This is a genomic window from Streptomyces violaceusniger Tu 4113 (assembly GCF_000147815.2).
In the GTDB taxonomy this organism is placed as follows: Bacteria; Actinomycetota; Actinomycetes; order Streptomycetales; family Streptomycetaceae; genus Streptomyces; species Streptomyces violaceusniger_A.
On the sequence record NC_015957.1, the window covers coordinates 2,378,464 to 2,404,126 of the forward strand.

Sequence of the window (25,663 nt, forward strand, 5' to 3'; positions counted from 1 at the left end):
CATGGACGCCGTTGACTCGCCTTGACGGGTATCGCTCAAGCGGGGAGGGCGGGGACGGGGTGTCCGGGACCGGGGACGTGGAGGAGTTCGCGGAGCTGTTGCGCGAGCTCAAGGGCAGAACGAACCGCAGCTACGCGGCGCTGGCGGCCCGCAGCGGGGTGAGCGGCTCGGCGCTGCACCGCTACTGCTCGGGGACGAGCGTGCCCGGCGACTACGAGCTGATCGCGCGCTTCGGCAAGGTGTGCGGGGCCAGCGGCGAGGAGCTGCTGGAGCTGCACCGGCGCTGGGTGCTTGCCGACGCCGAACGCAAACGGGACGTCTCCCGCGCCCCGGCCGCCGTATCCGCTGCTCCGACGGGGCCCGCCGGGTCTGCCATCCCTGCCGTCTCACGGGTCGAGACGGGGGCGGCGTTGGATGCCGAGACGGGGGCGGGGGCGGAGCCGGAGCCGGAGAGGTTGGCCCTGGTATCGGCTTCTGTCCCGGCCCCGGCCCCTGCCCCGGAACCCGGGGCCGACCCGCCGCCGTGGCGCCGTCGGCCACTGATCGCCGTGCTCGCCCTGGCCGTGCTCACCGCCGGGGCGGCCGTGGTGCTGTTAGCAGGGAAGGCGCTGACGTCCTCGGACGGCTCGGACGGGTCCTCGGACGATCGGCTGCTGCTGTCCTCCCGCTGTCCGGTCGTGGTGAGCATGGGGCAGGCGGACGCGTGTGTGCATGAGCTCCAGTCGCTGCTCGCCCGCGCGGGCGGCGAGCTCGACATCGACGGGGCCTTCGGACCGGCCACCCAGATGCGGGTCGTGGTGTTCCAGCTCCGCAGCGGGCTGACGGCGAACGGATCAGTGGACGAGCGGACGAAGCGGGCGCTCTACGAGAACGAGGGGAAGCCGCTCGACACCTGGACGCCCGAGCGGGTCACCCGGCGCATCCGCGAGGTCTTCACCGAGGACCCCGAGCGCGCGGTCGGCATCGCGGACTGCGCCTCGTACCTCGATCCCCTCTACACCCTGCCCAACTCCAACGCCACCCGGAACTGGGGCGTCTTCCAGCTCTACGACGGCACCCTGCGCAAGCTGGGCGGCACCCGGGAGCAGGCGCTGGACCCGGACTGGAACATCCGGGCGGCCCATCGGCTGTGGGCGCTCACCCATGACTTCAGCGCCTGGAAAGCCTGCGACCGCGCCTATCGCGCCGGATCGAAGGGGGTCCAGGGCGCCAAGGGGCGCTGATCGCCGCCCGCCGCGCCGCCCGGCATCCCAACGGCCATCCCAGCGCCCGCCGTCTTCGCAGGTCGCGGACGGTTTCCGATCCCGCTGTCCCGATTTCCCCGGTCGGTCGCCCGTCCGACCGGGAGGGCTGGGATCGTGCTGCCGCCGTCCCAGACGGCCCACGGATCCGCAAATGAAGGAGACGAAGACGACCATGGCTGTGACCAGCACCCGGATCAGACTCGGCGCCCTGCTCGGCGGCGCGGTCCTCGCCGCCACCGGCGTTCTCACCGCCCAGAGCGCGGTGGCCGCCCCCAGCGCCCCCGTGGCCGCCGACGCCCCCTCCGCCGCCGCGGTGACCAAGCTCAGCCAATCCGACGCGGCGAACCGGCTGCGCGGCGCCGGGATCTCCTGGACCTCCAGCGGGGGCTGCTCGGACCGCAACAACTCCACCTGCACCTCGTTCGAGCAGATCAACCTGACCACCGTGCAGGGTGCCATCACCCTGAAGGGGGCCACCGGCTGCGCGCTGACCATCACCGGCGGCACGGAGACCGGGCACGCCTCCGGTACGTACAGCCACTGGAACGGCTACAAGCTGGACTTCAGCCCCACGAGCTGCCTCAGCAACTACATCACCGGCACCTTCACCAACATCGGCCCGCGCCCGGGTGACGGCGCCCAGCAGTACAAGTCCGGCTCGGGCAACATCTACGCGCGCGAGAGCAACCACTGGGACGTGACCTACTACAACTGCGGAGGCTGCTGACCCGCGGCCGCCACGCTCTCACCGGCCGTCCGGACGGCTGCAACGCGGCGCAACCTTTGCGCATGGCTGTATCCGGCACGGACAGTGGGCCCGGCGGGCGGAGGGTGGTGCCGAGTCGGCGCGGCATCCCCTCCGCCGACGCCTTTGCCGAAGGTTCCGCCTGCTCACCGGATGAGCGGCGGTGAACATGCCCGATACGGTGAGAAGGTGCAGCCAGCAGAAGAAACACCGAAGCCGTCCGGCCGGCTCCGCAAGGCCCGCGCCCTGTACCGCAATGTGTCCAAGCGCAGGATGGCCTGGCTGCTGCTGAAGGACACCGTCGATTCCTGCATGGAGTACCGGGTCACCGGGCTCGCCGCCGAAGCGGCCTTCTTCACCCTGCTGTCGCTGCCGCCGCTGCTCCTCGGTCTGATCGGGCTGCTCGGCTATTTCGACGCGTGGACCAGCACCGACACGGTGGCCACCATCCGGCAGAACATCCTCGACGCCTCCGCGACCGTGCTGTCCGACCGGGGCGTCAAGGAGATCGCCCGGCCGCTGCTGGACGATGTCATCAAGGGCGGCCGCCCCGATGTGATCTCGATCGGCTTCGCCATCGCCCTGTGGTCCGGCTCCCGCGCGGTGAACGTGTTCGTGGACACCATCACCATCATGTACGGGCTGGAGGGGCGGCGCGGGATCGTCAAGACCCGGCTGCTGTCGTTCCTGCTCTATCTGGTGGCGCTCCTGGTCGGGGCGGTGGCGCTGCCGCTGATGGTGATCGGTCCTGAGGCGGTGGTGGGCCTGCTGCCGTCCAGCGGGGACCCCGTACGGATCCTGTACTGGCCCGTGGTGATGGTGCTGTCCATCGCCTTCCTCACCACGCTCTACCACGTGTCCGTGCCGGTGCGCTCGCCGTGGCGGGAGGACATCCCCGGGGCGCTGGTGGCCCTCGCGATGTGGGTGCTGGGGAGCTTTCTGCTGCGGATCTACCTGGTCCATACGGTCGAGGGCCCGACGATCTACGGCTCGCTGGCCGCACCCGTCGCGGTGCTGCTGTGGATCGGGGTGTCCGCCTTCGCGGTGCTGGTCGGGGCGGCGGTCAACGCCGCGATCGACCGGGTCTGGCCCTCGGTGGCCACGGCCGCCGGGCGTGCGGAGCGCGCCGCCCGCGCCCGGGAGGAGACGGCCCGGCTGCGGGCGAAGGACCAGCGCACGGCGGACGACGGCGCGGCGGAGATCACCCCGCCGTCGGAGTTCCCCGAGCGCTGGGCCCAGTTCCTGCCGCACGGGGACATACGCTCCCGGCTGCACGCCAAGCGCGAGGCGGCGGAGAAGGCCGCCGGGAAGCCGTCGGGGAAGTCCCCGGGCAAGCCCTCGGAGACGTCGGCCGGGAAGCCCGCCGAGCAGCCCCCGGGGAAGGCGTCCGGCGAGCCCCGGACGCCCCGGCAAGCACCGAGGCGTCCGGACGTACGGTCCGCGGCGGACGGCTCGGGCGGCGCCACGGACAGCACCGCGGCGGACGACGACCACCCGGTGCGCTGACGCGCCCACCCCGCCGGAAAATGGATGGCGCCCCCGCGCGGGGCTGGGCTACGGTTCCCCCGTTCCGTGTTGGCCCGTGTTGTTGCGCGTTGAGGAAATCAGGAGGTGAGGACATTGATGACGGTCACGGTGGCGAGCGCTGCTCGCGTTCAGGAGTTCCTCATTCCCACCCCTGCGGCCTCCGGCTGACACCTCTTCGGAGGCCGCTCTTCGAAGGGTTTCCTCCGTGTTCAACACTTCCTCCGACTCCGCGTCTTCGCAGGCTCTCACCGCCTATGGCTGGGACGACGGCTGGGCGGACGCGTTCGCCCCGTACGCCGCGCAGGACCTGATGCCCGGGCGGGTGCTCCGCGTGGACCGTGGCCGGTGCGATCTCGTCACGCCCCTGGGCACCGTACGGGCGGACACCGAGCTGGTGACGCCGCGCGATCCGATGCGGATCGTGTGCACCGGCGACTGGGCCGCCGTGGACGCCGAGGGCGATCCGCGCCACGTCCGGACGCTGCTGCCGCGCCGTACCGCCCTCGTACGGTCCACCTCCTCGAAGCGCTCGGACGGCCAGGTGCTGGCGGCCAACGCCGACTACGCCGTCATCGCCGTCTCCCTCGCCGCCGAACTCGACCTGGGCCGGGTGGAGCGGTTCACCGCACTGGCCTGGGAGAGCGGCGCCCAGCCGCTGCTCGTCCTCACCAAGGCCGATCTGGTGCCCGATCCGGACACCCTGGGCCATCTGGTGTCCGACACCGAGACGGCGGCGCCCGGTGTGCGGGTGCTGCCGGTCAGCTCCGCCACGGGGGAGGGGCTGGAGGAGCTCGGCGCCCTGCTCGCCCCCGGCACCTCGGTGCTGCTCGGCCAGTCCGGCGCGGGCAAGTCCACGCTGGCGAACGCGCTGGTGGGCGCGGCCGTCCAGGACGTACACGCGATCCGTGACAGCGACGGCAAGGGCCGGCACACCACGACCACCCGCGATCTGCTGCCCCTGCCCTCGGGCGGGGTGCTGATCGACACCCCGGGGCTGCGCGGGGTGGGGATGTGGGACGCCGAGGGCGGTGTCGCACGGGCGTTCGCCGAGATCGAGGAGCTCGCCGAGCGGTGCCGCTTCCCCGACTGCGCACACGAGGTCGAGCCGGGGTGCGCGGTGCTCGCCGCGATCGACGACGGCTCGCTGCCGGAGCGGCGGCTGGAGAGCTACCGCAAACTGCTGCGGGAGAACGAGCGGCTCGCGGCCCGTACGGACGCGCGGCTGCGAGCCGAGAAGCGGCGCGACTGGAAGCAGCGGCAGGCGCTCGGCCGCCACATGATGGAGCGCAAGCGCGGACCGATGCGCAAGCCGTAGCGGTCCGTGGGGTCAGCTCACGGCCCGGCTCGTGGCCCCGGGCACGTCCTCCAGGCCCCAGCTGTACACCCAGCGCGGATGGATCCGGATGACCTCGTCGCTCAACTGGGCGCCGAGGTCATGCGGCCCGATGCGCCGCTCCGCCTCCCCGCGGATCTCCACCCCGCACACCATCCACGGCCGCTCGCTGACCAGGCTGTCGACGACCAGCGCCACCTTCGGATGCGTCCCGGTGTTGCGCCACTTCTTCGTCCTGCCCATGGCGAGGCCGCCGATGTCGACCGTGCCGTCCTCGTTGAGGAAGAACGCCACCGGGTTCGCCTGCGGCTGGCCGTCCGCGTCCACGGTGGCCAGCCGGCCGATCCGCTGCGATCTGAGGTAGCCGGCCTCGGGTTCCGTGAAAACAGTCATGCGATCACTGTCGCGCGCACTGTCGCGTGCCCGCGACCGGTGCGCATGAGCCGCGGGACCGGCACCACCTGCGCCAAGAGCGCACGACCGAAACACCGGTTCGGGTGGCTGTGCGCGGTAACTCGACGCCACGATGACCCTGAGACGGTGATACGGAACGAGAGAGCGAGTTGCGATGAACCAGGCCAGGGACGAGTACGACGTCATCGTGCTGGGCGCGGGCCCGGTCGGCGAGAACGTGGCCGACCGGACCCGCGCGGCCGGGCTCTCCACGGCGATCGTGGAGCGTGAACTGGTCGGCGGTGAGTGTTCGTACTGGGCCTGCGTCCCCAGTAAGGCGCTGCTGCGCCCGGTGCTCGCGCGAGCCGAGGCGCGCAAGGTGCCGGGGTTGCGGCAGGCGGTCGGCGGAGCGCTGGCGGCGGCCGATGTCTTCGCCTACCGCGACAAGCAGGTCGGCAACTGGAAGGACGACGGTGCGCTCCCCTGGCTGGAGTCGGCCGGAATCGACCTGGTGCGCGGCCACGGGCGGCTGGTCGGGCCGAAGCGGGTCGCGGTGACGCCGCCGGACGGATCCGGCGGCGAGGAGCGGATCCTCACCGCCCGGCACGCCGTGGCCGTCTGCACCGGAACCCGGGCCTCGCTGCCCGACCTGCCCGGGATCGCCGACGTCCACCCCTGGACCAGCCGGGAGGCCACCAGCTCCTCCTCGGTGCCGGAGCGGCTGATCATCGTGGGCGGCGGTGTGGTGGCCTGCGAGATGGCCACGGCCTGGAACGGCCTCGGCTCTCGCGTCACCGTGCTGGTGCGCGGCTCCGGGCTGCTGGAGCGGATCGAGCCGTTCGCGGGCGAGCTGGTGGCCGAGACGCTGCGGGAGGCCGGGGCCGAGGTCCGCACCGGTACGTCGGTGAAGGGCCTCGCCCGGTCGGGCGGGACGGACGGACCGGTCACGGTGACCCTGGAGAGCGGGGAACGGCTCGAGGCGGACGAGGCGCTGTTCGCCACCGGGCGCACCCCGCACACCGATGACCTGGGCCTGGAGACGGTGGGCCTCGAACCGGGCGGCTGGCTGACGGTCGACGAGACCTGCCGGGTGCGGGACGTACCGGACGGCTGGCTGTACGGAGTGGGAGACGTCAACCACCGGGCGCTCCTCACCCACCAGGGCAAATACCAGGCTCGGATCGCGGGCGCGGCGATCGGGGCACGCGCGCGGGGCGTCGCGCAGTTGGACACGGGCCGCTGGGGCGAGTACGCGACCACCGCGGACGAGGCGGCCGTACCGCAGGTCGTCTTCACCGACCCGGAGGTCGCCGCGGTCGGACTGACCGCCGAGCAGGCCGAGGCCGAGGGCCGCCGCATCCGCGTCGTCGACGTCGACATGGGCCAGGTCGAGGGCGCGGTGCTGTACGCGGACGGCTACCGCGGCCAGGCCCGTATGGTCGTCGACCTGGACCGGGGCCATCCGATCGGCATCACGTTCGTCGGGCTTGGGGTCAGCGAACTGCTCCACTCGGCGACGATCGCCATCGCTGGCGAGGTCCCCATCGAGCGGCTGTGGCATGCGGTGCCGTCGTTCCCCACGATCAGCGAGGTCTGGCTGCGGCTCCTGGAGGCATACCGGGGTTGAGGGGGCGGGGCGGGGGCCGGAGCCGAGGATCCGTCCTTCCTTGAGCTCTTGAGCTCCGCCCCGCCTCCCCGGCGGCGCGTCCCGCAGGGCTTGAGGGGGTCTTGGGCGGGCCTCGTGCCGGTCATCGCGTGGTGTTCCCGTGGAGCCTCCCTGTGGACAATGTGGGGATGAGCCAGCAGGGCGACCGACGCCGTCATGAGGACGACTGGTGGGGCGAGTTGTACGACCCACAGCGTGCCGACGCGGGGCCCGCTGCGGCCCCGGACTCCGTGGACGACCGGTTCGATTCGGCCTCCCGCACACTCGCCGGCGCCGAGGACGCCGGCAACCAGAGACCGGCCGCGGGCGCCCCCTGGGGCCCGCGGACGGGGGAACCGGGCGACGCCGCCCCGGGCCCCGACGCCGACACGGGAGGTGGCCCGCAGGGGTGGCGATCTCCCACCGACGAGGAGCCCGGTGCCGCATCGCCTTTCCGTGGAGAGGCGGGGCCTGGCCCCGCGCGAGGGGACGCTGCGCGGTCCGGTGCGACCCCGCCCTCTCGGGGCGGTGCGGGTTCCGGCGCCGCAACGCAGGGTGCGGGTTCCGGTGCCGCGCCGGGACGTACGGGCTCGGGTGCGGCTTGGGGCGGTGCGGGTTCGGGGTCCGCGCAGGGCGACGAGGGTCCCGGCGCTGTATCGCCTTCCCAGGGCGGTGCGGGGTCCGGTGCCGGGCGAGGGGGCGATGTGGGCTCAGGAGCGGCCCCGCCCTCCCAGAGCGGCACAGGGTCCGGCGCAACACAGGGTGGCGACGCGGGTTCCGGTGCCGCGCCGGGACGTACGGGCCCGGGCGCCGCATGGGGCGGCGCGGGTTCCGGTGCCGCATTGCCCTCGCAGGGCCGCGCGGGAGCCGGTGACCCACAGGGTGACGCGGGTTCAGGGGGCGCACCGGGACGTACCGGTTCGGGGGACGCGCCTGGACGCTCCGGCCCCGGAGGCGCACCCGGCCGTACCGGTTCAGGGGACGCGCCCGGACGCTCCGGTCCGGGGAGCGCGCCCGGGCGTCCTGGGGCTCCGGTCCCTCCACCGCCTCCACGTGGCGCCCGGGCTTCCGTGCCGCGCCGGCCCGACCTCCACCCCGACCCCTCGCGGCCCTGGCGGGCCGCGGCAGCCTCGTATGTCGGCGACGAGCCGCCCACGTACGAGGCCGAGCCGACCACACTTCCCGTCGTCGACTCCGAGGAGCTTCGGGACCTGGTCCCCGACACCGTGCTGGAGGGCGCCCGCTACGGCACGCTGACGCTCCGGGCGGCCTCGCTGCGCGGCGACTCGGCCCGTTACCGGGGCGAGTCGCGGCGGGACGCGCTGCTCGCGGTGCGGTTCGGGATCGGGGACAGTGCCCTCGTCCTGGTGGCCATGGCGAGCGGGCAGCCCGCGGTGCCGGGGGCGCACCGGGTGGCACGCGAGCTGTGCGAGTGGATCGCCGCGGCGGTCGGCCGCAATCAGGCCCGGCTGACGGAGGACATCCACACCGCCAACCGCGGCGCGCTCAGCTCCGGGCTGCACCGGCTCACCGACCGCGCCTACGGGCGCCTGCGCGCCGGCGCGACCGTACGCGGCCTCGCTCCCGCCGACCACACCGCGTCGGTCCGCTGTCTGCTGCTCCCGGCGCATCCGGCCTGCCGTACCCGGGTGTTCTTCGGCGTCGGCGACGGCGGGCTGTTCCGGCTGCGGGACGGCGTCTGGCAGGACCTGGAACCGGCCGGGGGCGAGCGGGACACCGTGGGCGGCCCCGTCCTCGGCTACGGCGGCGGCCGCCCACCCGCCCAGCAACCGCCCCAACCACCCCTCCCGCCCCAACCGCCTTACGCGCAGGCCGATCCCTCATCCGCCGAGCCCAGCCCCAGCCCCGACCCCGGCCCCGACCAAGATCCCGCCCCCGCCCACGGCCCCTTCCGTTTCCGCGCCTCCGTCGCCCGACCGGGTGACACCCTTCTGCTGTGCAGCGCGGGCCTCGCCGAACCCCTGCGCGGTGAGGCAGCCCTCGCCGACCGCTTGGCCGAACGCTGGGACACCGCGGAGGCGCCGGGCCTCGCCGCGTTCCTCGCCGACACCCAGACGGGGGTGAAGGGATACGCCGACGACCGTACGGCGGCCGCCGTCTGGGAGGCGTAAGCGCGCCGTCCATGGGTTGATGGACGAATGGTGACCGGACGAGCGTCACCGATCCCGCCGACCCGGGACGAAAGGGATGAGGGCGCGCGATGGCCAAGCAGACCGTGGCGGAGCAATACGTGGACATCCTGGTGCGCGCCGGCGTGCGGCGGATGTACGGGGTGGTCGGCGACAGCCTCAACCCCGTGGTGGACGCGATCCGCCGCAATGCCGCGATCGAGTGGATCCAGGTGCGGCACGAGGAGACCGCAGCTTTCGCCGCCGGTGCCGAGGCGCAGCTCACCGGGTCCCTCGCCGCTTGCGCGGGCTCCTGCGGCCCCGGGCATGTCCATCTGCTCAACGGGCTCTACGACGCCCACCGCTCCATGGCCCCGGTCATCGCCCTCGCCTCGCACATCCCCAGCAGCGAGATCGGCACCAGCTACTTCCAGGAGACCCATCCCGAGCGGCTGTTCCAGGAGTGCAGCCACTACTGCGAGATGATCTCCAACCCCCAGCAGATGCCGCGCGTGCTGCAGACCGCCGTCCAGCACGCGATCGGCCGCAGCGGGGTCAGCGTGGTCGCCCTCCCCGGCGACATCGCCGCCCGCCCGGCGCCCGAGCGCGCCGAGGAGCACGCCCTGGTGACCTCCCGGCCCACCGTGCGCCCGGGCGACGCGGAGATCGACCGGCTGGCCCGCATGGTCAACGAGGCGGAGCGGGTGACGCTCTTCTGCGGCCGGGGCTGCGCCGGGGCGCATGACGAGGTGATGGCCTTCGCCGAGCTGGTGAAGGCGCCGGTGGGGCACGCCCTGCGCGGTAAGGAGTGGATCCAGTACGACAACCCGTACGACGTCGGCATGAGCGGTCTGCTCGGCTACGGCGCGGCCTACGAGGCCACCCACGAATGCGATCTGCTGATCCTGCTGGGCACCGACTTCCCGTACGGCGCCTTCCTGCCCGACGATGTGCGGACCGTGCAGGTGGACGTCCGCGCCGAACATCTGGGCCGCCGCTCCAAGCTGGACCTGGCCGTCTGGGGCGATGTCCGCGAGACGCTGAGCTGTCTGACGCCGAAGGTGCGCCCGAAGAGCGACCGCCGCTTCCTCGGCCGCATGCTGAAGAAGCACGCCGACGCGCTGGAGGGCGTGGTCAAGGCGTACACCCGCAGGGTGGACAAGCACATCCCGATCCACCCGGAGTACGTGGCCTCGGTGCTGGACGAGGAGGCCGCCGACGACGCGATCTTCACCGTCGACACCGGGATGTGCAATGTGTGGGCCGCGCGCTATCTGTCCCCCAACGGCCGCCGCCGGGTGATCGGCTCCTTCACCCATGGCTCGATGGCCAACGCGCTGCCGCAGGCGATCGGCGCCCAGTTCCTGGACCGCCGCCGCCAGGTGGTCTCGATGTCCGGCGACGGCGGATTCACCATGCTGATGGGCGACTTCCTCACCCTCGTCCAGTACGACCTGCCGGTGAAGGTGATCCTCTTCAACAACTCCGCGCTGGGCATGGTCGAGTTGGAGATGCTGGTCTCGGGCCTGCCCGCACACGGCACCGGCTACCACAACCCCGACTTCGCCCAGATCGCCCGCGCCGCCGGGGTGTACGGCGAGCGGGTGGAGAAGCCCAAGCACCTGCGGTCCGCGCTGCGCGCCGCACTGAGCCACAAGGGGCCCGCGCTGCTGGACATCGTCACGGACCCCAACGCGCTGTCCATCCCGCCCAAGATCAAGGCGGAGATGGTGACCGGCTTCGCGCTCTCGGCCAGCAAGATGGTGCTGGACGGGGGCGTCGGCAGGATGGTCCAGATGGCCCGCTCGAACCTCCGCAACGTGCCGCGCCCCTGATCCAGCTCCAGGGTTCAGCCTCCGGGCTCCAGGCCGTGGGCCGGGCGGCGGTCAGCCGTTCACTGACCGCCGCCCGGCCCCGGCCCCTGCGTCAGCCCCTCACCGCACCGGCCGCAGCCGGAGCGTGAGGATCTGGTGCGGGCGCAGGGCCAGCGTCAGCCCGCCCGGTCCCGTGGCCGCCTCGTGCAACGGACGCTCCAGCAGATCCGTCACATCCGCCCCGAGCACCGGGAAGCCGGTGACCAGCGTGCCCGCCGCCCGGCCGCCGTGGGACTCGTACAGCCGCACCACCACATCGCCGCTGCGGTCCTCGGCGAGCTTGACCGACTCGACCGTGATCGCGGGGTTGTCCACCGACACCAGCGGCGCCCGCTCGGCCGGTCCGGCGGGCAGGGCGCGCAGCGGCAGGTTGAGGGCGAGCCCCTCGGCGACCGCCTCCGCGACGCCCGCGCCCGGCAGCAGGGCGTAGCGGAAGTGGTGGACGCCCAGGTCGGTCTCCGGGTCGGGGCTGTGCGGGGCGCGCAGCAGGGTGAGCCGCACGGTGGTGCCCAGCACCTCGCCGTCGTCCGTGTCGTGCGCCGTACGGGTCACATCGTGGCCGTACGTCGAGTCGTTGAGCACCGCCGCCCCGTAGCCGGGCTCGGCGACCCGCAGCCAGCGGTGCGCGCAGATCTCGAACCGGGCCGCGTCCCAACTGGTGTTGGTGTGGGTGGCGCGGTCCACATGGCCGAACTGGATCTCCGCGGTGGACACCTGGGCGTGGATGTCCAGCGGGAACGCCGCCTTGAGGACCTTCTCCGACTCCTGCCAGTCCACCTCCGTGGCGATGTCGAGGCGCCGGTCGCCCGCGGCCAGCGTCAGCTCCTGGGTGATGCGCGAGGCGCCGAAGGACCGTATGACCCGGACCGTGGCGCGCAGCGGACCGGACTCGATCAGCTCGACGGACTCGGCGTCGGTCAGATCGGTGTGGCTGCGGCGGTAGTGCCGGTCGATGTCCCAGGCGTCCCAGTGGTTGGGGTGGTCGGGGTGGAGCTGGAGGAGGTTGCCGCGGGCGCCCGGGGCCAGCACCTCACGGCTCGCGTCCAGGTCCAGCACCGAGGTGAGCAGCCCCTCGGCGTCGATGGTCACCCGCAGCCGGTCGTTGTCGAGGACGATGGACCGACCGTCGCTCAGCGCGGTCACCGGCGGTGCCCCATGGGGTGCGCCGGTGGTGGTGGCCGCCGCTGCCTGCGGGGCGGCGCCCAGCGGTGCCGCGCCCAGCCCGGCGACCCGCACCGCGACCGCCGTACGGCCGTCGCCCAGCGGCTGGACCGGGGCCCCGGACGGCAGGGCGGCCGCCGTCTCCGCGTCCAGGACGGCGATCTCCTCGCGCTCGTACGGCGAGGCGTTGAGCACGGCGGGCCCGTCACCTCCCAGCGCCGCCACCGCCGCCGCGACGATCCCCGCCAGCTCGGCGCGCGCCCGCTCATAACTGTCCCGCGCCTCGCGGTGCACCCAGGCGATCGACGAGCCGGGCAGGATGTCGTGGAACTGGTGCAGCAGCACCGTCTTCCAGATCCGGTCCAGGTCGTCGTACGGATAGGCGTAGCCGGGCGAGTGCAGCGCGGCGGCCGTGGCCCACAGCTCGGCCTCCCGCAGCAGATGCTCACTGCGCCGGTTGCCCTGCTTGGTCTTGGCCTGGGTGGTGTACGTGGCCCGGTGCAGCTCCAGATACAGCTCGCCCGACCACACCGGTGCCTTGGCCCCGTACTCCCGCTCGGCCTCCGTGAAGAACGCCGAAGGTGGCTGGATCTCGACGGTCGGCGAGCCCTCCAGGGAGGCGAGCCGCCGCGCCTTCTCCATCATCTCGCGGGTCGGGCCGCCACCGCCGTCGCCGAAGCCGAAGGGCACCAGCGAGCGCGTGGCCAGTCCCTTGTCGGCGAAGTTCCGCTCGGCGTGGGCGAGTTCGGAGGCGCTGAACCGGGCGTTGTAGGTGTCCACCGGAGGGAAGTGGGTGAAGACCCGGGTGCCGTCGATGCCCTCCCACCAGAAGGTGTGGTGCGGCATCTTGTTGACCTGGTTCCACGACAGCTTCTGGGTGAGGAACCACTTCACCCCCGCCAACTTGGCGAGCTGCGGGAAGGCGGCCGTGTAGCCGAAGGAGTCCGGCAGCCAGATCTCCTCGGTGTCCACCCCCAGCTCCTCCAGGAAGAACCGCTTGCCGTGCACGATCTGCCGGGCCAGCGCCTCGCCGCCGGGCATATTGGCGTCCGACTCGACCCACATCGAGCCCACCGGAGCCCAGGTGCCGTCCGCCACCGCCTTCTTGATCCGCTCCCAGATATGCGGCTGGTGCTCCTTGACCCAGGCGTACTGCTGCGCCTGCGAGCAGGCGAAGACCAGCTCCGGGTACTCGCCCGCGAGCGCGGTGACATTGGCGAAGGTGCGGGACGCCTTGCGCACCGTCTCGCGCAGCGGCCACAGCCACGCCGAGTCGATATGGGCGTGCCCGGCGGCCGAGACCCGGTGCGCGCTGGAGTGCGCGGGACGGCTGAGCGCGTCGGTCAGCTCGGCACGGGCGGCGGCCGCGGTGCCGGGGACATCGTGCAGATCGAGCGCGTCCAGCGCGTTCTCCAGGGCGCGCAGGATCTCATGGCGGCGCGGCCGGTCCGCCGGCAGCTCGCCCATCAGCTCCGACAACACCTCGATGTCCAGGATGAGATGCCAGACGGTCTCGTCGAGGACGGCCAGCTCCGCCGAGGCGAAGCGGTACAGCGGCTCCTCCCCGGCGGTCAGCACATCGCCGAGCCGGGTCGGGATGAAACCGTCGCGCAGCACGGACGGGTTGGCGGCGGCCTCCAGCAGCAGCCGTACGGGCTCGCCGCCGGCCGCGGGGGCCGCGACCGGGATATGGCGGTTGCGCGGATGGATGCCCTTGATCGGCACGCCCTCCGCGTCGTACACCAGCCCCTCGGCCTGGAACCCCGGGGCGTCGTCGGTGAAGCCCGGGTCGATGACGGCCTCCACCCGCCGCCCCGCCCACTCCTTGGGCACGCTGCCCTCCAGCCGGAACCACCAGGTAGACCACGGACTGCCCCAGTCCGTGCCGGTGGTGAACGACTCGTAGGTGCCGGCCAGCGCCTCCGCGACCGGCACCGGCTCACCGGGGGTGCGCCACGCGGAGAGGGTCAGCGGCACCCGGGCCGTGTACTGGGCGGGCCTGATGAACTGGCGCAGCGCGCGCTCCAGGCGGCCCTCCACCAATGGTCGGTCGTCGTGCATCACGGCTCCTCGGCTCGAGCTCGGTGGATCACTCAGCGGATCACTCCCAGCATTTCCCTCGGTGTGTGGATGGCAACACCCGGGCATGCATTTCCGTGAGCGTGTTCGACGACATTCGACGCTGGCCGCCGCCTCGGGGCGGCCGGGGCGGGGGAGGATGAAGCGTCAGCCTGTACGGCCGGGCCGGCTGCCCGGGCACGGTCGGCCGGATGCGCGGCCGAAGGCCGCGGAGGCTGTTCCGGTGGAGCGTGGCCCGGTCCTGACCAGACGATTGGCGCACGACGATCTCGCGTTGGTGGCGCAGGTCCGCGCGGAGCTGCGCGAGCTGCTGCGGCACTGGGGCAGGCCCGGCCGGGCCGACCTCGCCGAGCTGCTCACGAGCGAGCTGGTGACCAACGCACTGGTGCACACCGGCCGTGGCGCACAGATCGCGGCCTCGCTGGGGGACGGGCCGGGCGCGCGCGTCACCGGACGATTACGGGTGGAGGTGCGGGATTTCGTGTCCCGGCACCCGACGCTGCGCGACCGGCCCGCGGAGGACAGCACATCCGGGCGCGGACTGCTGCTGGTGCATACGCTCGCGGAGGCCTGGGGCGTGCGGGCGCACGGGGTGGGCAAGGTCTTGTGGTTCGAACTCGAAGCGGAAGGCGTTCCGTAGCCGCGCGCCGCGGCGCGTCGGGCGTGCGATGTGCCGGACACGCCGGCGCGTTGGGCGTGTGGTTACGGAGCCGCCGAGCGGCGGGCGGGGACACGCGTCCCCGCCCCGGCCGCCCGCTCAGCCGAAGGCGCGCTCGATCTGCGCGAGCTTCTCCTCGAGGGAGTCCAGCCGCGGGATCGTGAGCGTGTCGTCCTCGGCCGTGAGGTCGATGGTGTGGGGACGGCCGGCCTCGGAGTCCTTGTCCTTCTCACCGAAGCCGAAGCTGAAATCCCGGTCGCGGTCCCTGTTCCGGTCGCGGTCCAGGTCGCCGAGCCCGGCCTCGGCGCCACCCGCGGACCGCAGGGCGGGCCGGGCGGAGGCGGCGGAGAGCTGACCCTGGTCCGGGGCCCCGGCGGTCTCCAGCACCTTCTCGCCTATGGCGGGCTCCGAACTGAGCTGCGCGGGCTGCGCGGTGGCGGCGGTGACCTCCACCTGACGGCCGCCACGACGGCCCCACATCCGGTGCTGCCGGTTGATCGCCCGGATCCGGGCCCGGTCCAGCTTCTCCTGGTCGCGCCGGCGGGTGCGGTTGTGCTCCTTCTCGCGCCGGTCCTCGCGGACCTCCTCGACCGCCTCGTCCAGCGTCCGCACGCCCTCGAGCAGCATCAGCGACCATGCGGCGAAGGTCTCGCGCGGAGCGCGCAGCCAGCGGACGACGCGGATCTGCGGCAGCGGCCGCGGCACCAGGCCCTGCTCGCGCAGCGCCGCCCGGCGGGTCTGCTTCAGGGCCCGGTCGAAGAGGACCGCCGCCGAGAGCGACATGCCCGCGAAGAACTGCGGGGCGCCCGCGTGGCCCATGCCGCGCGGCGCGTGCACCCAGTTGAACCAGGCCGCCGCACCCGCGAACAGCCACACCAGCATGCGCGAGCCGAGCGCCGCGTCACCGTGGCTGGCCTCCCGCACCGCCAGCACCGAGCAGAACATCGCCGCGCCGTCGAGACCGAACGGCACCAGGTACTCCCAGCCGTTGGTCAGCGCGAGGTTCTCCCGCCCGAAGCCCACCAGGCCCTGGAAGGAGAGCGCCGCGGCCACCCCGGCGCAGCAGAACAACAGGACATAGGCGGCCATCCCGTAGACGGCCTCCTTACGGCGCCGACGCTCTTCGCTGCGCTCCCAGGAGTCGGTGATGGCGCTCTCGTCCTTCTTCCGTCGGCCGCGCGCGAGGACAACCGCCGCCCCCACGACGCCGGCGAGCGCCACGACGACTGGCAGAACCAGCGATATGTCGGTCAGTCTCATCCGGTGCCCCTTGATTGGCTTCCATGAACTTCCGGCCGCAGTACGGCCTACCGCGCGCGACATCCTGGCGGAATCCTGCCGGGCCTCGAGCGGTTTTGGGACAAGAGGCCGCCAAGTAGGCGGGGGGACACGCGGATAGGTGCGATGCGATCCGAACACTCGCGCTGTGCAAGCGGCTTGATTCTATTCACGGAACCCGATCGCGGGTAATCCGACCGATCGGCTTGCCGTCGGCGTACTGTCCGTGTACGAGGCGTAACGTTACCGCCACCTTAATTGATGTTTACGGGCTTTGCCCGGGCGCGGCCTCCGCATATCGTTCGATGGGATGTCAGGAGGACCGGAGTGGAGCAGTCCGAAGCACAGGTGGCGATGGAGCCGCCGCCCTCCTGTGGCGCGCCCGCGGCACGCAGGTCTCCGCGCCGCCACTCGGTGCGCGGCCAGATCCTGGACGCCCTGCGGGAGGCGTTGGCCGGCGGTGAGCTGATCCCGGGCGAGGTGTACTCCGCCCCGGTCCTCGCCGAGCGCTTCGGCGTCTCTCCCACCCCCGTACGGGAGGCCATGCAGCAGCTCGCGGGCGAGGGCGCCGTCGAGGTGGTGCCGAACCGGGGCTTCAGGGTCTCCCGCCGCAGCGAGCGCGATCTGGCCGAGCTGGCCGAGGTGCGGGCGCTGCTGGAGGTCCCGGTGATGCTCGGCCTGGCGGAGGCCATCGCGCCCGAGCGCTGGGCCGGGCTGCGGCCCTTCGCCGAGGCGACGGCGGCTGCCGCCATGACCGGCGACCGGGCCGCCTACCTGGAGTCGGACCGCACCTTCCACCAGACCGTGCTCGGACTGGCCGGAAACCAGCAGCTCGTGATCGTCGCCGACGATCTGCACCGCCGTGCCCAGTGGCCGCTGGCCTGCGGCCGGACGACCCGCACCGCCGACCTCCTCGCCGACGCGGAGGAGCACATGGCCCTCCTCGACGCCTTGGCCGCCCGCGACCTCGACACGGTCGAATCCCTCACCCGGGCCCACTTCGTCCCGACGGTCTGAGGGCTGTGGGGGCGCAGGCCCCCGCGCCCCGGCCCGTGCCCACCACTGCCTTCGCCGGGCCGCCCGCCCCAGGGCGCATGCCCCGGGGCGAGCCGGTGCGGGTCAGTCGGCGGTGTCCGCCGGGGTGAGCTGTTCCGCGAGCCAGACGGGGACGCCGCCCAGCAGGCGGACCAGGCGGGCCGCTTCGGTGCGCAGGCGGGTGGCCTCGTCGGGGTCGGGTTCGATGTCGGCCAGGGCGGCCAGGGCCGGGCCGATGCCGACCAGATAGCCCAGCTCCTCACGGATCCGCAGCGACTCGGCGAAGCCGTGGCGCGCTTCCGCCAGATCGCCGTCCCCCTCCGCCATGGCGGCCAGATGCCGCCAGGTGAACGAGCGCAGCAGGGTGTCGCCGTGGGCCGCCGCGCCCGCGTGGGCGCGCTGGAAGGCGGCCAGGGCGCCGGTCGGGTTGTGGGCGAGGTGCTGGGAGATCAGCCCGCGCCGGAAGTCCAGCAACGGCCGGATCGGGGAGCCCGGTGAGAGCAGCGCGGCGGCGCGGCCGAGCGCGGTCCGCGCCTCGTCCGCCCGGTCCCGCACCCCGAGCAGCGTGGACGCGTACGCCAGATAGCCGCGTTCGCACGCGGTCGCGCCCCGCTCGGTGTCGGTGAGCGCGAGCGCCTCCGCCGCCCGCAGGGCGTCATCGGCCGCGTCCCAGCCCGCCGAGGTGTACATGCACCGTTCGATCAGGACGGCGCTGCGCTTGAGCGCGGCGCCGGCGTCGTCCACCGCATGCGGGGTGAGCAGTTCGGCGGCGTCCTTCCAGCAGCCGCGCGAACGCAGCCGCCACACCGCCGTGTCGAGTGGGTCGTCCACGAGCGGGTCGAGCCCGCGCCCCGCCTGTACCTCGGAATGAGGATCGGACGATCCAGGTGGTGACATGGCGGTGTCCGCCACATTGCCCTCCCCAAGCGCGCCATCGAGCCGGAAGCTGTGGGCGAATCTCAGCATGAATGCGCGCGCCCGGCCAAGAGGTTGGTGTGAATCAATTCACAAACCCCTGGCAAGAGTGATGACGCGTTGTCACGCGCCCGGGCGTGTCCCCGGGCCGCGGTCACGCCCCGCCGGGCGTCAGCTCATGCGCAGCGCGAGGAAGAAGTCCAGCTTGTCCTCCAGGCGGGACAGCTCGCGCCCGGTCAGTTGCTCGATCCGGCCGATCCGGTAGCGCAGCGTGTTGACGTGCAGATGCAGCCGGGAGGCACAGCGCGTCCAGGAGCCGTCGCAGTCCAGGAACGCCTCCAGGGTCGGGATCAGCTCGGCCCGGTGGCGCCGGTCGTACTCGCGCAGCGGGTCCAGCAGCCGGGCGGTGAAGGCACGCCGCACATCGTCCGGGACGAAGGGGAGCAGCAGTACGTGCGAGGCCAGCTCCTGGTGCCCGGCCGCGCAGACCCGCCCGGGGCGTGCGGCGGCGACGCGCCGGGCGTGCCGGGCCTCCTCCAGGGCGCCGCGCAGCCCGTCGGCGGAGTGGACGGCGGCGCTGACGCCGAGGGTCAGCCGGCCGTCGCCGTCCAGACCGCGGGAGAGCGGCTCCCGGACGGCGGTGAGCAGCGCGTCGGCATACAGCCCCTCCGCGGCGTGGTCCATGCCGCCGCCCTCCGACGGGCCGTCGGTGAGCGCCGGGAGGGGGACCAGTGCCACCGCCTCCTCGCCGGTGTGCGCCACGGCGATGCGGTCCGAGAGCTCCGGCCCGGGCGCGGCCGGGTCGACCAGGATCTCCTCCAGCAGCGACTGGGCGGCCCGGGCGCCGAGGACGGCCCCGCCGTCCCGCGTAAAGCCCTCTCTCGCGGCGCCGTCCCGCACCGCACTCTCACGCGCCCCGCCGTCCGCGCCGTGCTCCGCCTCCGCCGTGACGCCCCACTCCACCCGGGCCACCACCACCTGCCAGTGCGGCGCCGTGCCGAGCCCTGGCAGCAGCACCGGGGCGGCCACCCGCAGCCGGGCCGCGATCTCGGCGGGCGGCGCGCCCGTCTGGACCAGCTCCAGCACTTCCTGGGCGAGCCTGCGCCGCACGGTGCGCGACGCGTTCCGCCGGTCGCGCTCGACGGCGATGAGCTGGGTGACCCCATAGAGCAGATCCAGCCGTTCCTCGGGCCATTCGTCGGCGTCCGCGCCGACCACCAGCAGCCAGTCGGACAGCACGGTCTCGCGGACCTCGTCGCCCGTCTCCCCGCTGTGGATGGGGAAGAGGGAGTACGTCATGCCGTCCGCGGCGGTCATCCGGTGCGGGCCGCGCCGCCCGTCGTGCTGGGCGGCCAGATGCTCGCCCGCAAGCTGGGCGCGGACCGCCGCGGGCGGCTCCGCTGCCGCTCCGGCGGCGGTGGGCCCGGCGATCCGGCGGCCGGTGGGGGAGAGCACCCACGCGGTCAGGTCCAGGTCCGAGCGGAGCAGGTCCAGGGCCACCTCGGGGCCGCCGCCCGCGGGCCCGGACGTCATCAGCCGCCGGTGCCGGTCGACGACCGCCGCCAGATCCCCGGCCCGCTCACCGGAGACCTGGCGCACCACATGCTCGGTGATGGTGGCGAACGCGACGTCCTCGACCACGGAGAACAGCGGCAGCCGATGCCGTCCGCAGGCCAGCACCAGATCCTCGGGCACGGCGCCCAGCTCCGCCTCGCCCGCCGCCAGCCCCGCCACCCCGGCCGCCGCGAGGATGCGGACGAACCGCTCGGAGTCCTCCGGCTCGCGCCGCCACGCGAGCCCGGTCAGCACGAGTTCACCGCCCGAGAGATAGCGGCTGGGGTCGCGCAGATCGGTGGTCATGACGCCGCGTACGGTACGGTCCAGCTCGCTCGCGCCACCGAGCAGGCGCAGGCCCAGGGTGTCGTTCTCCAGCAGTGCGCGCAGCCGCATGGGATGCCAGCCGATCTTGTTCCGTGTTGCCGGTCGAATACCGCGAGGTTTCGGGGCCCCGCCGTTCGTTCGAATCTACAAGACCCGCCCACTGGCCAGCCAATTGCTTCATGTCTTCGGTGACTGCACCATGTGGCCCACACCTCGGTCTACTGGCGTTGAGTCGCGTGCAGAGTTCTGGGAGGGGGCTCCCGCCTGCCGACGGCGACGCCGACGATTCGAGAAGAGAGACCCATGGACTTCCTGCGCCCCGCCGGCTGGGAGGAGGCGCTCGCCGCGAAGGCCGAGCACCCCACCGCCGTGCCCATCGCGGGCGGCACCGATGTGATGGTCGAGATCAACTTCGATCACCGGCGGCCCGAGTATCTGCTCGATCTGACCCGCGTCGCCGAACTGGCCGAATGGGAGGCCACCGACCGTACGGTCCGGCTGGGCGCGGGCGTCCCGTACACCCGGATCATCGAGGAGCTGCGGACCGAGCTGCCGGGGCTGGCGCTCGCCGCGAACACCGTCGGCTCACCGCAGATCCGCAACCGCGGCACCGTCGGCGGCAACCTCGGCGCCGCCTCGCCCGCCGGGGACGCGCATCCCGCGCTGCTGGCGGCCGGGGCCGAGGTGGAGGCGGCGTCGGTGCGCGGCACCCGGCGGATTCCCGTCGAGGAGTTCTTCACCGGGGTCAAGCGCCATGCCCTGGAGCCCGATGAGCTGATCCGGGCGGTGCACATCCAGAAGGCGGACGGTCCGCAGCAGTTCTCCAAGGTCGGCACCCGGAACGCCATGGTGATCGCGGTCTGCGCCTTCGCCGTCGCGCTCCATCCGCGCACCCGCACCGTGCGCACCGGCATCGGATCGGCCGCGCCCACGCCCGTACGGGCCCATGAGGCCGAGGAGTTCCTGGGCGCGGCGCTCGAGGAGGGCGGCTTCTGGGACAGCGGGGCGCCCCTCGACCCGTCGACCGCCCGGCGGTTCGCCGAGCTGTGCGCCGGGGCGTGCCGCCCGATCGACGACGTACGCGGCAGTGCCGCCTACCGCCGCCACGCGGTGGGGGTCATGGCGCGCCGCACGCTCGGCTGGACCTGGGAGGCGTATCGCGAGGGAGACGGGAGGACCGCACAGTGCGCGTGAACATCACGGTCAACGGGCGGCCGTACGAGGCCGATGACGTCTGGGAGGGCGAGTCCCTGCTGTACGTGCTGCGCGAGCGGATGGGGCTTCCCGGTTCGAAGAACGCCTGTGAGCAGGGCGAATGCGGTTCCTGCACGGTCCGCCTCGACGGGGTGCCGGTATGCGCCTGTCTGGTGGCGGCGGGGCAGGCCGAGGGCCGCGAAGTGGTCACCGTCGAGGGACTCGCGGACCACGCCCGGCAGCGGTCCGCCTATGCGGCTGGGGCCGTTCGCCCTGGGGAGCCCCGGACGGGCCGCTCCGGGGAGCCCGAGGTCCGTCCCGCGGAGCCGGATGCCGTCCGCTCCGGGGAGCCCGGGCCGGGCCACCCCGTAGAGCCCGAGGCCGTCCGCTCCGGGGAGCCTGGGCCGGGCCGCCCCGCAGAGCCCGAGGCAGCCCACCCGGGGAAGCCCGAGGTCGGCCACCCCGTAGGGCCCGAGGCCGTCCGTCCCCGGCCGCCCGAACCATCCCGCCCCGAGCCATCCCGCCCCGAGCCATCCCGCCCCGAACCATCCCGCCCCGAACCATCCCGCCCCGGGCAGGTCGCCCCGCTGGCCCCCGTCCAGCAGGCGTTCATCGACGCCGGCGCCGTCCAGTGCGGCTTCTGCACCCCCGGGCTGCTCGTGGCCGCCGATGAGCTGCTGGAGCGCACCCCCGACCCCTCCGACGCCGATATCCGCGAGGCGCTCTCCGGCAACCTCTGCCGCTGCACCGGCTACGAGATGATCCTCGACGCGGTCCGGCTCGCGGCCGCCCGCACCGGGAAGGCGGTCTGACCATGGCAGCCGACCGCACCGCCAGTGCCCCTACCGCCCTCAACCAGGCCACCGGCGCCACCAGGGGGACGATCGGCGAGTCCACCCTGCGCCCCGACGGCACCCTCAAGGTGACCGGCGAGTTCGCGTACTCCTCGGATCTGTGGCACGAGGACATGCTGTGGGGCTTCACCCTCCGCAGCCCGTACGCCCACGCCGCGATCAGGTCCATCGACACCGCCGAGGCGCTCGCCCTGCCCGGCGTGTACGCCGTCATGACCCATGACGATCTGCCCGCCGAGACCCACTACGGCCTGGAGATCCACGACCAGCCCGTGCTCGCGGAGGACCGGGTCCGCTACCACGGCGAGCCCGTCGCCATCGTCGCCGCCGACCACCCCGAGACCGCCCGCCGCGCCGCCGCCCGGATCGCGGTGGAGTACGAGGAGCTGCCGCTGGTCGTCGACGAGGCCACCGCCACCGCGCCGGGCGCGCCGCTGCTCCACCCCGGCCGCCGGGACCACTACGCCGCCCACGCCCCGCACCCGAACATCGTGCACCGCCAGCCCGTCCTGCGCGGCGATGTCGCCGCCGCCCGGGCCCGCGCCGATGTGGTGGTCCGCCGGGACTACGAGGTGGGCATGCAGGACCAGGCGTTCCTCGGCCCGGAGTCGGGGCTCGCGGTGCCCGCCGAGGACGGCGGTGTGGACCTCTACATCGCCACCCAGTGGCTGCATGTCGACCGCGATCAGCTCGCCCCGGTCCTCGGGCTGCCCGCCGACAAGGTGCGGCTGACGCTGTCGGGGGTGGGCGGGGCGTTCGGCGCGCGCGAGGACCTGTCGATGCAGGCGCACGCCTGTCTGCTGGCGCTGCGCACCGGAAAGCCCGTCAAGATCGTCTACAACCGGTACGAATCCTTTTTCGGCCATGTCCACCGCCACCCCGCCACGCTCACCTATGAACACGGCGCGAGCCGCGACGGCACGCTGCTCTACGTCCAGTGCCGCATCGTCCTGGACGGCGGGGCGTACGCCTCCTCCTCCCCGGCGGTCGTCGGCAACGCCGCCTCCCTGTCGATCGGCCCCTACGTCGTCGAGAACGTCGACGTCGAGGCCATCGCGCTCTACTCCAACAACCCGCCCTGCGGGGCGATGCGCGGCTTCGGCGCCGTCCAGGCGTGCTTCGCCTACGAGGCGCAGATGGACGCGGTGGCGGCCGAACTCGGCCTGGATCCGGTGGAGTTCCGGCAGCGCAACGCCATGTCCCAGGGCGCCACCATGCCCACAGGACAGCTCGTCGACTCCCCGGCCCCGGTCGCCGAGCTGCTGCGCCGGGTCAAGGCGCTGCCGATGCCGCCCGAGCGCGGGTGGGAGGCGGCGGGCGGCCCCGTGGACGTACGGGCCCTGCCGGGCGGGCTGTCCAACACCACCCACGGCGAGGCCGTAGTACGCGGGGTGGGCTATGCGGTCGGCATCAAGAACGTCGGCTTCTCCGAGGGCTTCGACGACTACTCCACCGCCCGGATCCGGCTGGAAGTGATCGGTGGCGAGCCGGTCGCCCTGGTGCACACCGCGATGGCCGAGGTCGGCCAGGGCGGAGTCACCGTGCACGCCCAGATCGCCCGCACCGAGCTGGGCGTCGACCAGGTCACCATCCACCCGGCCGACACCCGGGTCGGCTCGGCCGGCTCCACCTCCGCCTCCCGCCAGACGTATATGACGGGCGGCGCCGTCAAGCACACCTGCGAGGCGGCCCGGGAGGAGGTGCTGCGGCGCGGCCGCGAGCGGTTCGGCGCCTCCCACCCCGCCTGGGCGGAGCCCGCCCGGCTGCGGCTGGCGGACGGCAAGGTGGTCACCGACGGCGGTGAGGTGATCGGCGACCTCGCCGGGATCCTCGGCGACGAGGCGATCGACCTGGAGCGGGAGTTCCGGCACCGGCCGACCGAGCCGTTCGATCTCCGTACCGGCCAGGGCTTCGGCCATGTGCAGTACTCCTTCTGCGCCCATCGCGCGGTCGTCGAGGTCGACACCGAGCTGGGGCTGGTCAAGGTGGTCGAGCTGGCGGCCGCGCAGGACGTGGGCAAGGCGATCAACCCGCTGTCGGTGGTCGGGCAGATCCAGGGCGGTTCCACGCAGGGGCTCGGGCTCGCGGTGATGGAGGAGATCGTCGTCTCGGCGGACGGGGCGCGGGTCCGCAATCCGTCCTTCACGGACTATCTGATCCCCACCATCCTGGACACCCCGGCCATGCCGGTGGACGTGCTGGAGCTGGCCGACGACAACGCCCCGTACGGGCTGCGCGGCGTCGGCGAGGCGCCCACGCTCTCCTCGACCCCGGCCGTCGTCGCCGCCATCCGCGCGGCGACGGGCCTGCCTCTGAAGCGCGTGCCCGTGCGCCCGGAGCACCTGACGGGTACCTGAGGGCAGATATCGGGAGCCGAGTGCGTTGTTCCGGATATCGATGTGCCGCGTACCGATGCGCCGCCCAAGGAGCTGATCACCATGCTGGACATCGCCGCCGAGCTGCACCGCTGGTGCGAGGAGGGCCGGGACTTCGCGGTGGCCACCGTGGTCTCCGTGGGCGGCAGCGCGCCCCGGCAGCCCGGGGCCGCGCTCGCCGTGGACGCCGAGGGCACGGCGGTCGGCAGCGTGTCCGGCGGCTGTGTCGAGGGCGCGGTGTACGAGCTGTGCCAGGAGGCGCTGCGCACCGGCGAGACCGTACGGGAGACCTTCGGCTACTCCGACGAGGACGCCTTCGCGGTCGGCCTGACCTGCGGCGGAGTCATCGATGTGCTGGTCACCCCGGCCCCGGCGGCCGACCGCCGGGTGCGCCCGGTGCTCGCCGCCGCCGCGTCCGCCGCCGCCGAGGGCCGGACGGCGGCGCTGGCCCGGATCGTGGACGGCCCGCCCGAGCTGCTGGGCCGCGCCCTGCTCGTCCGCCCGGACGGCGGCTGGGACGGCACCCTGGGCGGCCACCCCGAGCTGGACCGTACGGCGGCCGCGGAGGCCCGCGCCCTGCTGGACGCCGGGCGCACCGCGACCGTGGTCATCGGCGCCGAGGGAAGCCGCTGCGGGCGGCCCGTCACCCTGCTCGCCGAGGCCAGCGTGCCGCCGCCGCGCATGATCGTCTTCGGGGCGGTGGACTTCGCGAGCGCGCTCGTGCGGATAGGGAAGTTCCTGAATTACCACGTCACGGTCTGCGACGCCCGCCCGGTCTTCGCGACCGCGCTCCGCTTCCCGGACGCCGACGAGGTGGTCGTCGACTGGCCGCACCGCTATCTGGAGAAGACCGAGGTGGACGCCCGCACGGTGCTGTGCGTGCTCACCCACGACCCGAAGTTCGATGTGCCGCTGCTGGAGCGGGCGCTGCGGCTGCCCGTGGCGTACGTCGGCGCCATGGGCTCGGCTCGCACCCACCGGGACCGGCTGCGGCGGCTGCGCGAGGCCGGGGTGGGCGAGCCGGAGCTGGCCCTGCTGCGCTCCCCGATCGGGCTCGACCTCGGCGCACGTACGCCCGAGGAGACGGCGCTGTCCATCGCGGGCGAGATCGTCGCGAACCGGCGGGGCGGCAGCGGAACGCCGCTGACGGGTGCCCGGACCCCGATCCACCACGACACCCGGGCGGCCTCGGACCGGATCGGCTCGGTCGCCTGACGTCACCGATATCACCTGACATCGGATCAGATAACAGAAGGATCGTCTGACATAAGGCCACTCCTGAGCGGGAAAAACCCTCCGCCACCTGGCGGAGGCTTCTCTTGCCGGGCGCCGGTTTCTGAGTG

18 protein-coding genes are annotated in these 25,663 nt (G+C 73.3%); 13 read left to right on the plus strand and 5 right to left on the minus strand.

Features of this window, described 5'->3' with window-relative positions; translation table 11 throughout:
- Window positions 1-59: 59 nt before the first annotated feature.
- The 4 genes from STRVI_RS10435 to rsgA all read left to right on the plus strand — a co-directional run bounded on the left by STRVI_RS10435 (window position 60) and on the right by rsgA (window position 4,831).
- The gene (locus STRVI_RS10435; protein WP_014055608.1) at window positions 60-1,223 is read left to right on the plus strand and encodes a helix-turn-helix domain-containing protein; all 1,164 of its coding nucleotides are present in this window, start codon (window positions 60-62) and stop codon (window positions 1,221-1,223) included.
- A gap of 193 nt (window positions 1,224-1,416) precedes the next feature.
- Entirely contained in the window at window positions 1,417-1,971 is a 555-nt protein-coding gene (locus tag STRVI_RS10440; protein WP_043238389.1) for a hypothetical protein, read from the plus strand.
- Window positions 1,972-2,142: 171 nt separating this feature from the next.
- Window positions 2,143-3,495, plus strand: a complete 1,353-nt coding sequence (locus STRVI_RS10445) for a YihY/virulence factor BrkB family protein (RefSeq protein WP_014055610.1) — start codon at window positions 2,143-2,145, stop codon at window positions 3,493-3,495.
- A 226-nt stretch (window positions 3,496-3,721) separates the two neighbouring features.
- The gene (gene rsgA / locus STRVI_RS10450) at window positions 3,722-4,831 is read left to right on the plus strand and encodes a ribosome small subunit-dependent GTPase A (RefSeq protein ID WP_014055611.1); all 1,110 of its coding nucleotides are present in this window, start codon (window positions 3,722-3,724) and stop codon (window positions 4,829-4,831) included.
- A 12-nt stretch (window positions 4,832-4,843) separates the two neighbouring features.
- On the opposite strand, the gene STRVI_RS10455 is transcribed toward rsgA, so the two are convergent.
- Window positions 4,844-5,242, minus strand: coding sequence for a PPOX class F420-dependent oxidoreductase (locus STRVI_RS10455; protein WP_014055612.1), 399 nt, complete (start codon window positions 5,240-5,242; stop codon window positions 4,844-4,846).
- Between the two features lie 175 nt (window positions 5,243-5,417).
- Here STRVI_RS10455 and STRVI_RS10460 point away from each other — a divergent pair, with 175 nt between their 5' ends.
- From STRVI_RS10460 to STRVI_RS10470, 3 genes are all read left to right on the plus strand, one after another.
- Window positions 5,418-6,869 carry a dihydrolipoyl dehydrogenase family protein gene (locus tag STRVI_RS10460; RefSeq protein ID WP_014055613.1) on the plus strand — a complete coding sequence of 484 codons (1,452 nt, stop codon included), beginning with the start codon at window positions 5,418-5,420 and terminating at the stop codon, window positions 6,867-6,869.
- A gap of 1,088 nt (window positions 6,870-7,957) precedes the next feature.
- Window positions 7,958-9,019: a protein phosphatase 2C domain-containing protein gene (locus STRVI_RS55905; protein ID WP_050993648.1), complete on the plus strand. Its 1,062-nt coding sequence runs from the start codon at window positions 7,958-7,960 to the stop codon at window positions 9,017-9,019.
- 89 nt (window positions 9,020-9,108) lie between these two features.
- Window positions 9,109-10,851 (plus strand): pyruvate dehydrogenase, encoded by a 1,743-nt coding sequence (locus STRVI_RS10470; RefSeq protein ID WP_014055615.1) that lies wholly within the window; start codon window positions 9,109-9,111, stop codon window positions 10,849-10,851.
- Between the two features lie 99 nt (window positions 10,852-10,950).
- Here the strand turns inward: STRVI_RS10470 and STRVI_RS10475 are convergent, their stop codons facing one another.
- Window positions 10,951-14,112, minus strand: a complete 3,162-nt coding sequence (locus tag STRVI_RS10475) for an alpha-mannosidase (protein ID WP_014055616.1) — start codon at window positions 14,110-14,112, stop codon at window positions 10,951-10,953.
- 241 nt (window positions 14,113-14,353) lie between these two features.
- Between STRVI_RS10475 and STRVI_RS10480 the strand changes: the two genes are divergently transcribed.
- A complete protein-coding gene (locus STRVI_RS10480; protein ID WP_014055617.1) occupies window positions 14,354-14,770 on the plus strand; it encodes an ATP-binding protein in 417 nt (138 codons plus the stop codon).
- Window positions 14,771-14,887: 117 nt separating this feature from the next.
- Here the strand turns inward: STRVI_RS10480 and STRVI_RS10485 are convergent, their stop codons facing one another.
- Window positions 14,888-16,048 carry a DUF2637 domain-containing protein gene (locus tag STRVI_RS10485; protein WP_014055618.1) on the minus strand — a complete coding sequence of 387 codons (1,161 nt, stop codon included), beginning with the start codon at window positions 16,046-16,048 and terminating at the stop codon, window positions 14,888-14,890.
- A 372-nt stretch (window positions 16,049-16,420) separates the two neighbouring features.
- Here STRVI_RS10485 and STRVI_RS10490 point away from each other — a divergent pair, with 372 nt between their 5' ends.
- Window positions 16,421-17,083, plus strand: a complete 663-nt coding sequence (locus STRVI_RS10490; protein ID WP_251982880.1) for a GntR family transcriptional regulator — start codon at window positions 16,421-16,423, stop codon at window positions 17,081-17,083.
- 102 nt (window positions 17,084-17,185) lie between these two features.
- Here STRVI_RS10490 and STRVI_RS10495 read toward each other — a convergent pair whose 3' ends face one another.
- Both STRVI_RS10495 and STRVI_RS10500 read right to left on the minus strand, forming a co-directional pair.
- On the minus strand, window positions 17,186-18,067 hold the full coding sequence (locus STRVI_RS10495) for a hypothetical protein (RefSeq protein ID WP_014055620.1): 882 nt from the start codon (window positions 18,065-18,067) through the stop codon (window positions 17,186-17,188).
- Window positions 18,068-18,187: 120 nt separating this feature from the next.
- Entirely contained in the window at window positions 18,188-19,966 is a 1,779-nt protein-coding gene (locus STRVI_RS10500) for a PucR family transcriptional regulator ligand-binding domain-containing protein (RefSeq protein WP_014055621.1), read from the minus strand.
- Window positions 19,967-20,200: 234 nt separating this feature from the next.
- Here STRVI_RS10500 and STRVI_RS10505 point away from each other — a divergent pair, with 234 nt between their 5' ends.
- The 4 genes from STRVI_RS10505 (at window position 20,201) to STRVI_RS10525 (ending at window position 25,535) form a co-directional block, all read left to right on the plus strand.
- A complete protein-coding gene (locus STRVI_RS10505) occupies window positions 20,201-21,091 on the plus strand; it encodes an FAD binding domain-containing protein (RefSeq protein ID WP_014055622.1) in 891 nt (296 codons plus the stop codon).
- Window positions 21,082-21,903 (plus strand): 2Fe-2S iron-sulfur cluster-binding protein, encoded by an 822-nt coding sequence (locus tag STRVI_RS56340; protein ID WP_014055623.1) that lies wholly within the window; start codon window positions 21,082-21,084, stop codon window positions 21,901-21,903. Before STRVI_RS10505 ends, STRVI_RS56340 begins: the two co-directional genes overlap by 10 nt.
- Before the next feature lie 2 nt (window positions 21,904-21,905).
- The gene (pucD, locus tag STRVI_RS10520; RefSeq protein WP_014055624.1) at window positions 21,906-24,302 is read left to right on the plus strand and encodes a xanthine dehydrogenase subunit D; all 2,397 of its coding nucleotides are present in this window, start codon (window positions 21,906-21,908) and stop codon (window positions 24,300-24,302) included.
- 81 nt (window positions 24,303-24,383) lie between these two features.
- Window positions 24,384-25,535 (plus strand): XdhC family protein, encoded by a 1,152-nt coding sequence (locus STRVI_RS10525; RefSeq protein WP_014055625.1) that lies wholly within the window; start codon window positions 24,384-24,386, stop codon window positions 25,533-25,535.
- The last annotated feature ends 128 nt before the right edge of the window (window positions 25,536-25,663 follow it).

Coding starts and splice junctions, on each gene's coding strand:
- STRVI_RS10440 (WP_043238389.1), top strand. CDS start 1,417: ATGGCTGTGACCAGCACCCGGATCAGACTCGGCGCCCTGCTCGGCGGC.
- STRVI_RS10445 (WP_014055610.1), top strand. CDS start 2,143: ATGAGCGGCGGTGAACATGCCCGATACGGTGAGAAGGTGCAGCCAGCA.
- STRVI_RS10455 (WP_014055612.1), bottom strand. CDS start 5,242: ATGACTGTTTTCACGGAACCCGAGGCCGGCTACCTCAGATCGCAGCGG.
- STRVI_RS10460 (WP_014055613.1), top strand. CDS start 5,418: ATGAACCAGGCCAGGGACGAGTACGACGTCATCGTGCTGGGCGCGGGC.
- STRVI_RS10470 (WP_014055615.1), top strand. CDS start 9,109: ATGGCCAAGCAGACCGTGGCGGAGCAATACGTGGACATCCTGGTGCGC.
- STRVI_RS10475 (WP_014055616.1), bottom strand. CDS start 14,112: ATGCACGACGACCGACCATTGGTGGAGGGCCGCCTGGAGCGCGCGCTG.
- STRVI_RS10485 (WP_014055618.1), bottom strand. CDS start 16,048: ATGAGACTGACCGACATATCGCTGGTTCTGCCAGTCGTCGTGGCGCTC.
- STRVI_RS10490 (WP_251982880.1), top strand. CDS start 16,421: ATGGAGCCGCCGCCCTCCTGTGGCGCGCCCGCGGCACGCAGGTCTCCG.
- STRVI_RS10495 (WP_014055620.1), bottom strand. CDS start 18,067: ATGCTGAGATTCGCCCACAGCTTCCGGCTCGATGGCGCGCTTGGGGAG.
- STRVI_RS10500 (WP_014055621.1), bottom strand. CDS start 19,966: ATGCGGCTGCGCGCACTGCTGGAGAACGACACCCTGGGCCTGCGCCTG.
- STRVI_RS10505 (WP_014055622.1), top strand. CDS start 20,201: ATGGACTTCCTGCGCCCCGCCGGCTGGGAGGAGGCGCTCGCCGCGAAG.
- pucD (WP_014055624.1), top strand. CDS start 21,906: ATGGCAGCCGACCGCACCGCCAGTGCCCCTACCGCCCTCAACCAGGCC.
- STRVI_RS10525 (WP_014055625.1), top strand. CDS start 24,384: ATGCTGGACATCGCCGCCGAGCTGCACCGCTGGTGCGAGGAGGGCCGG.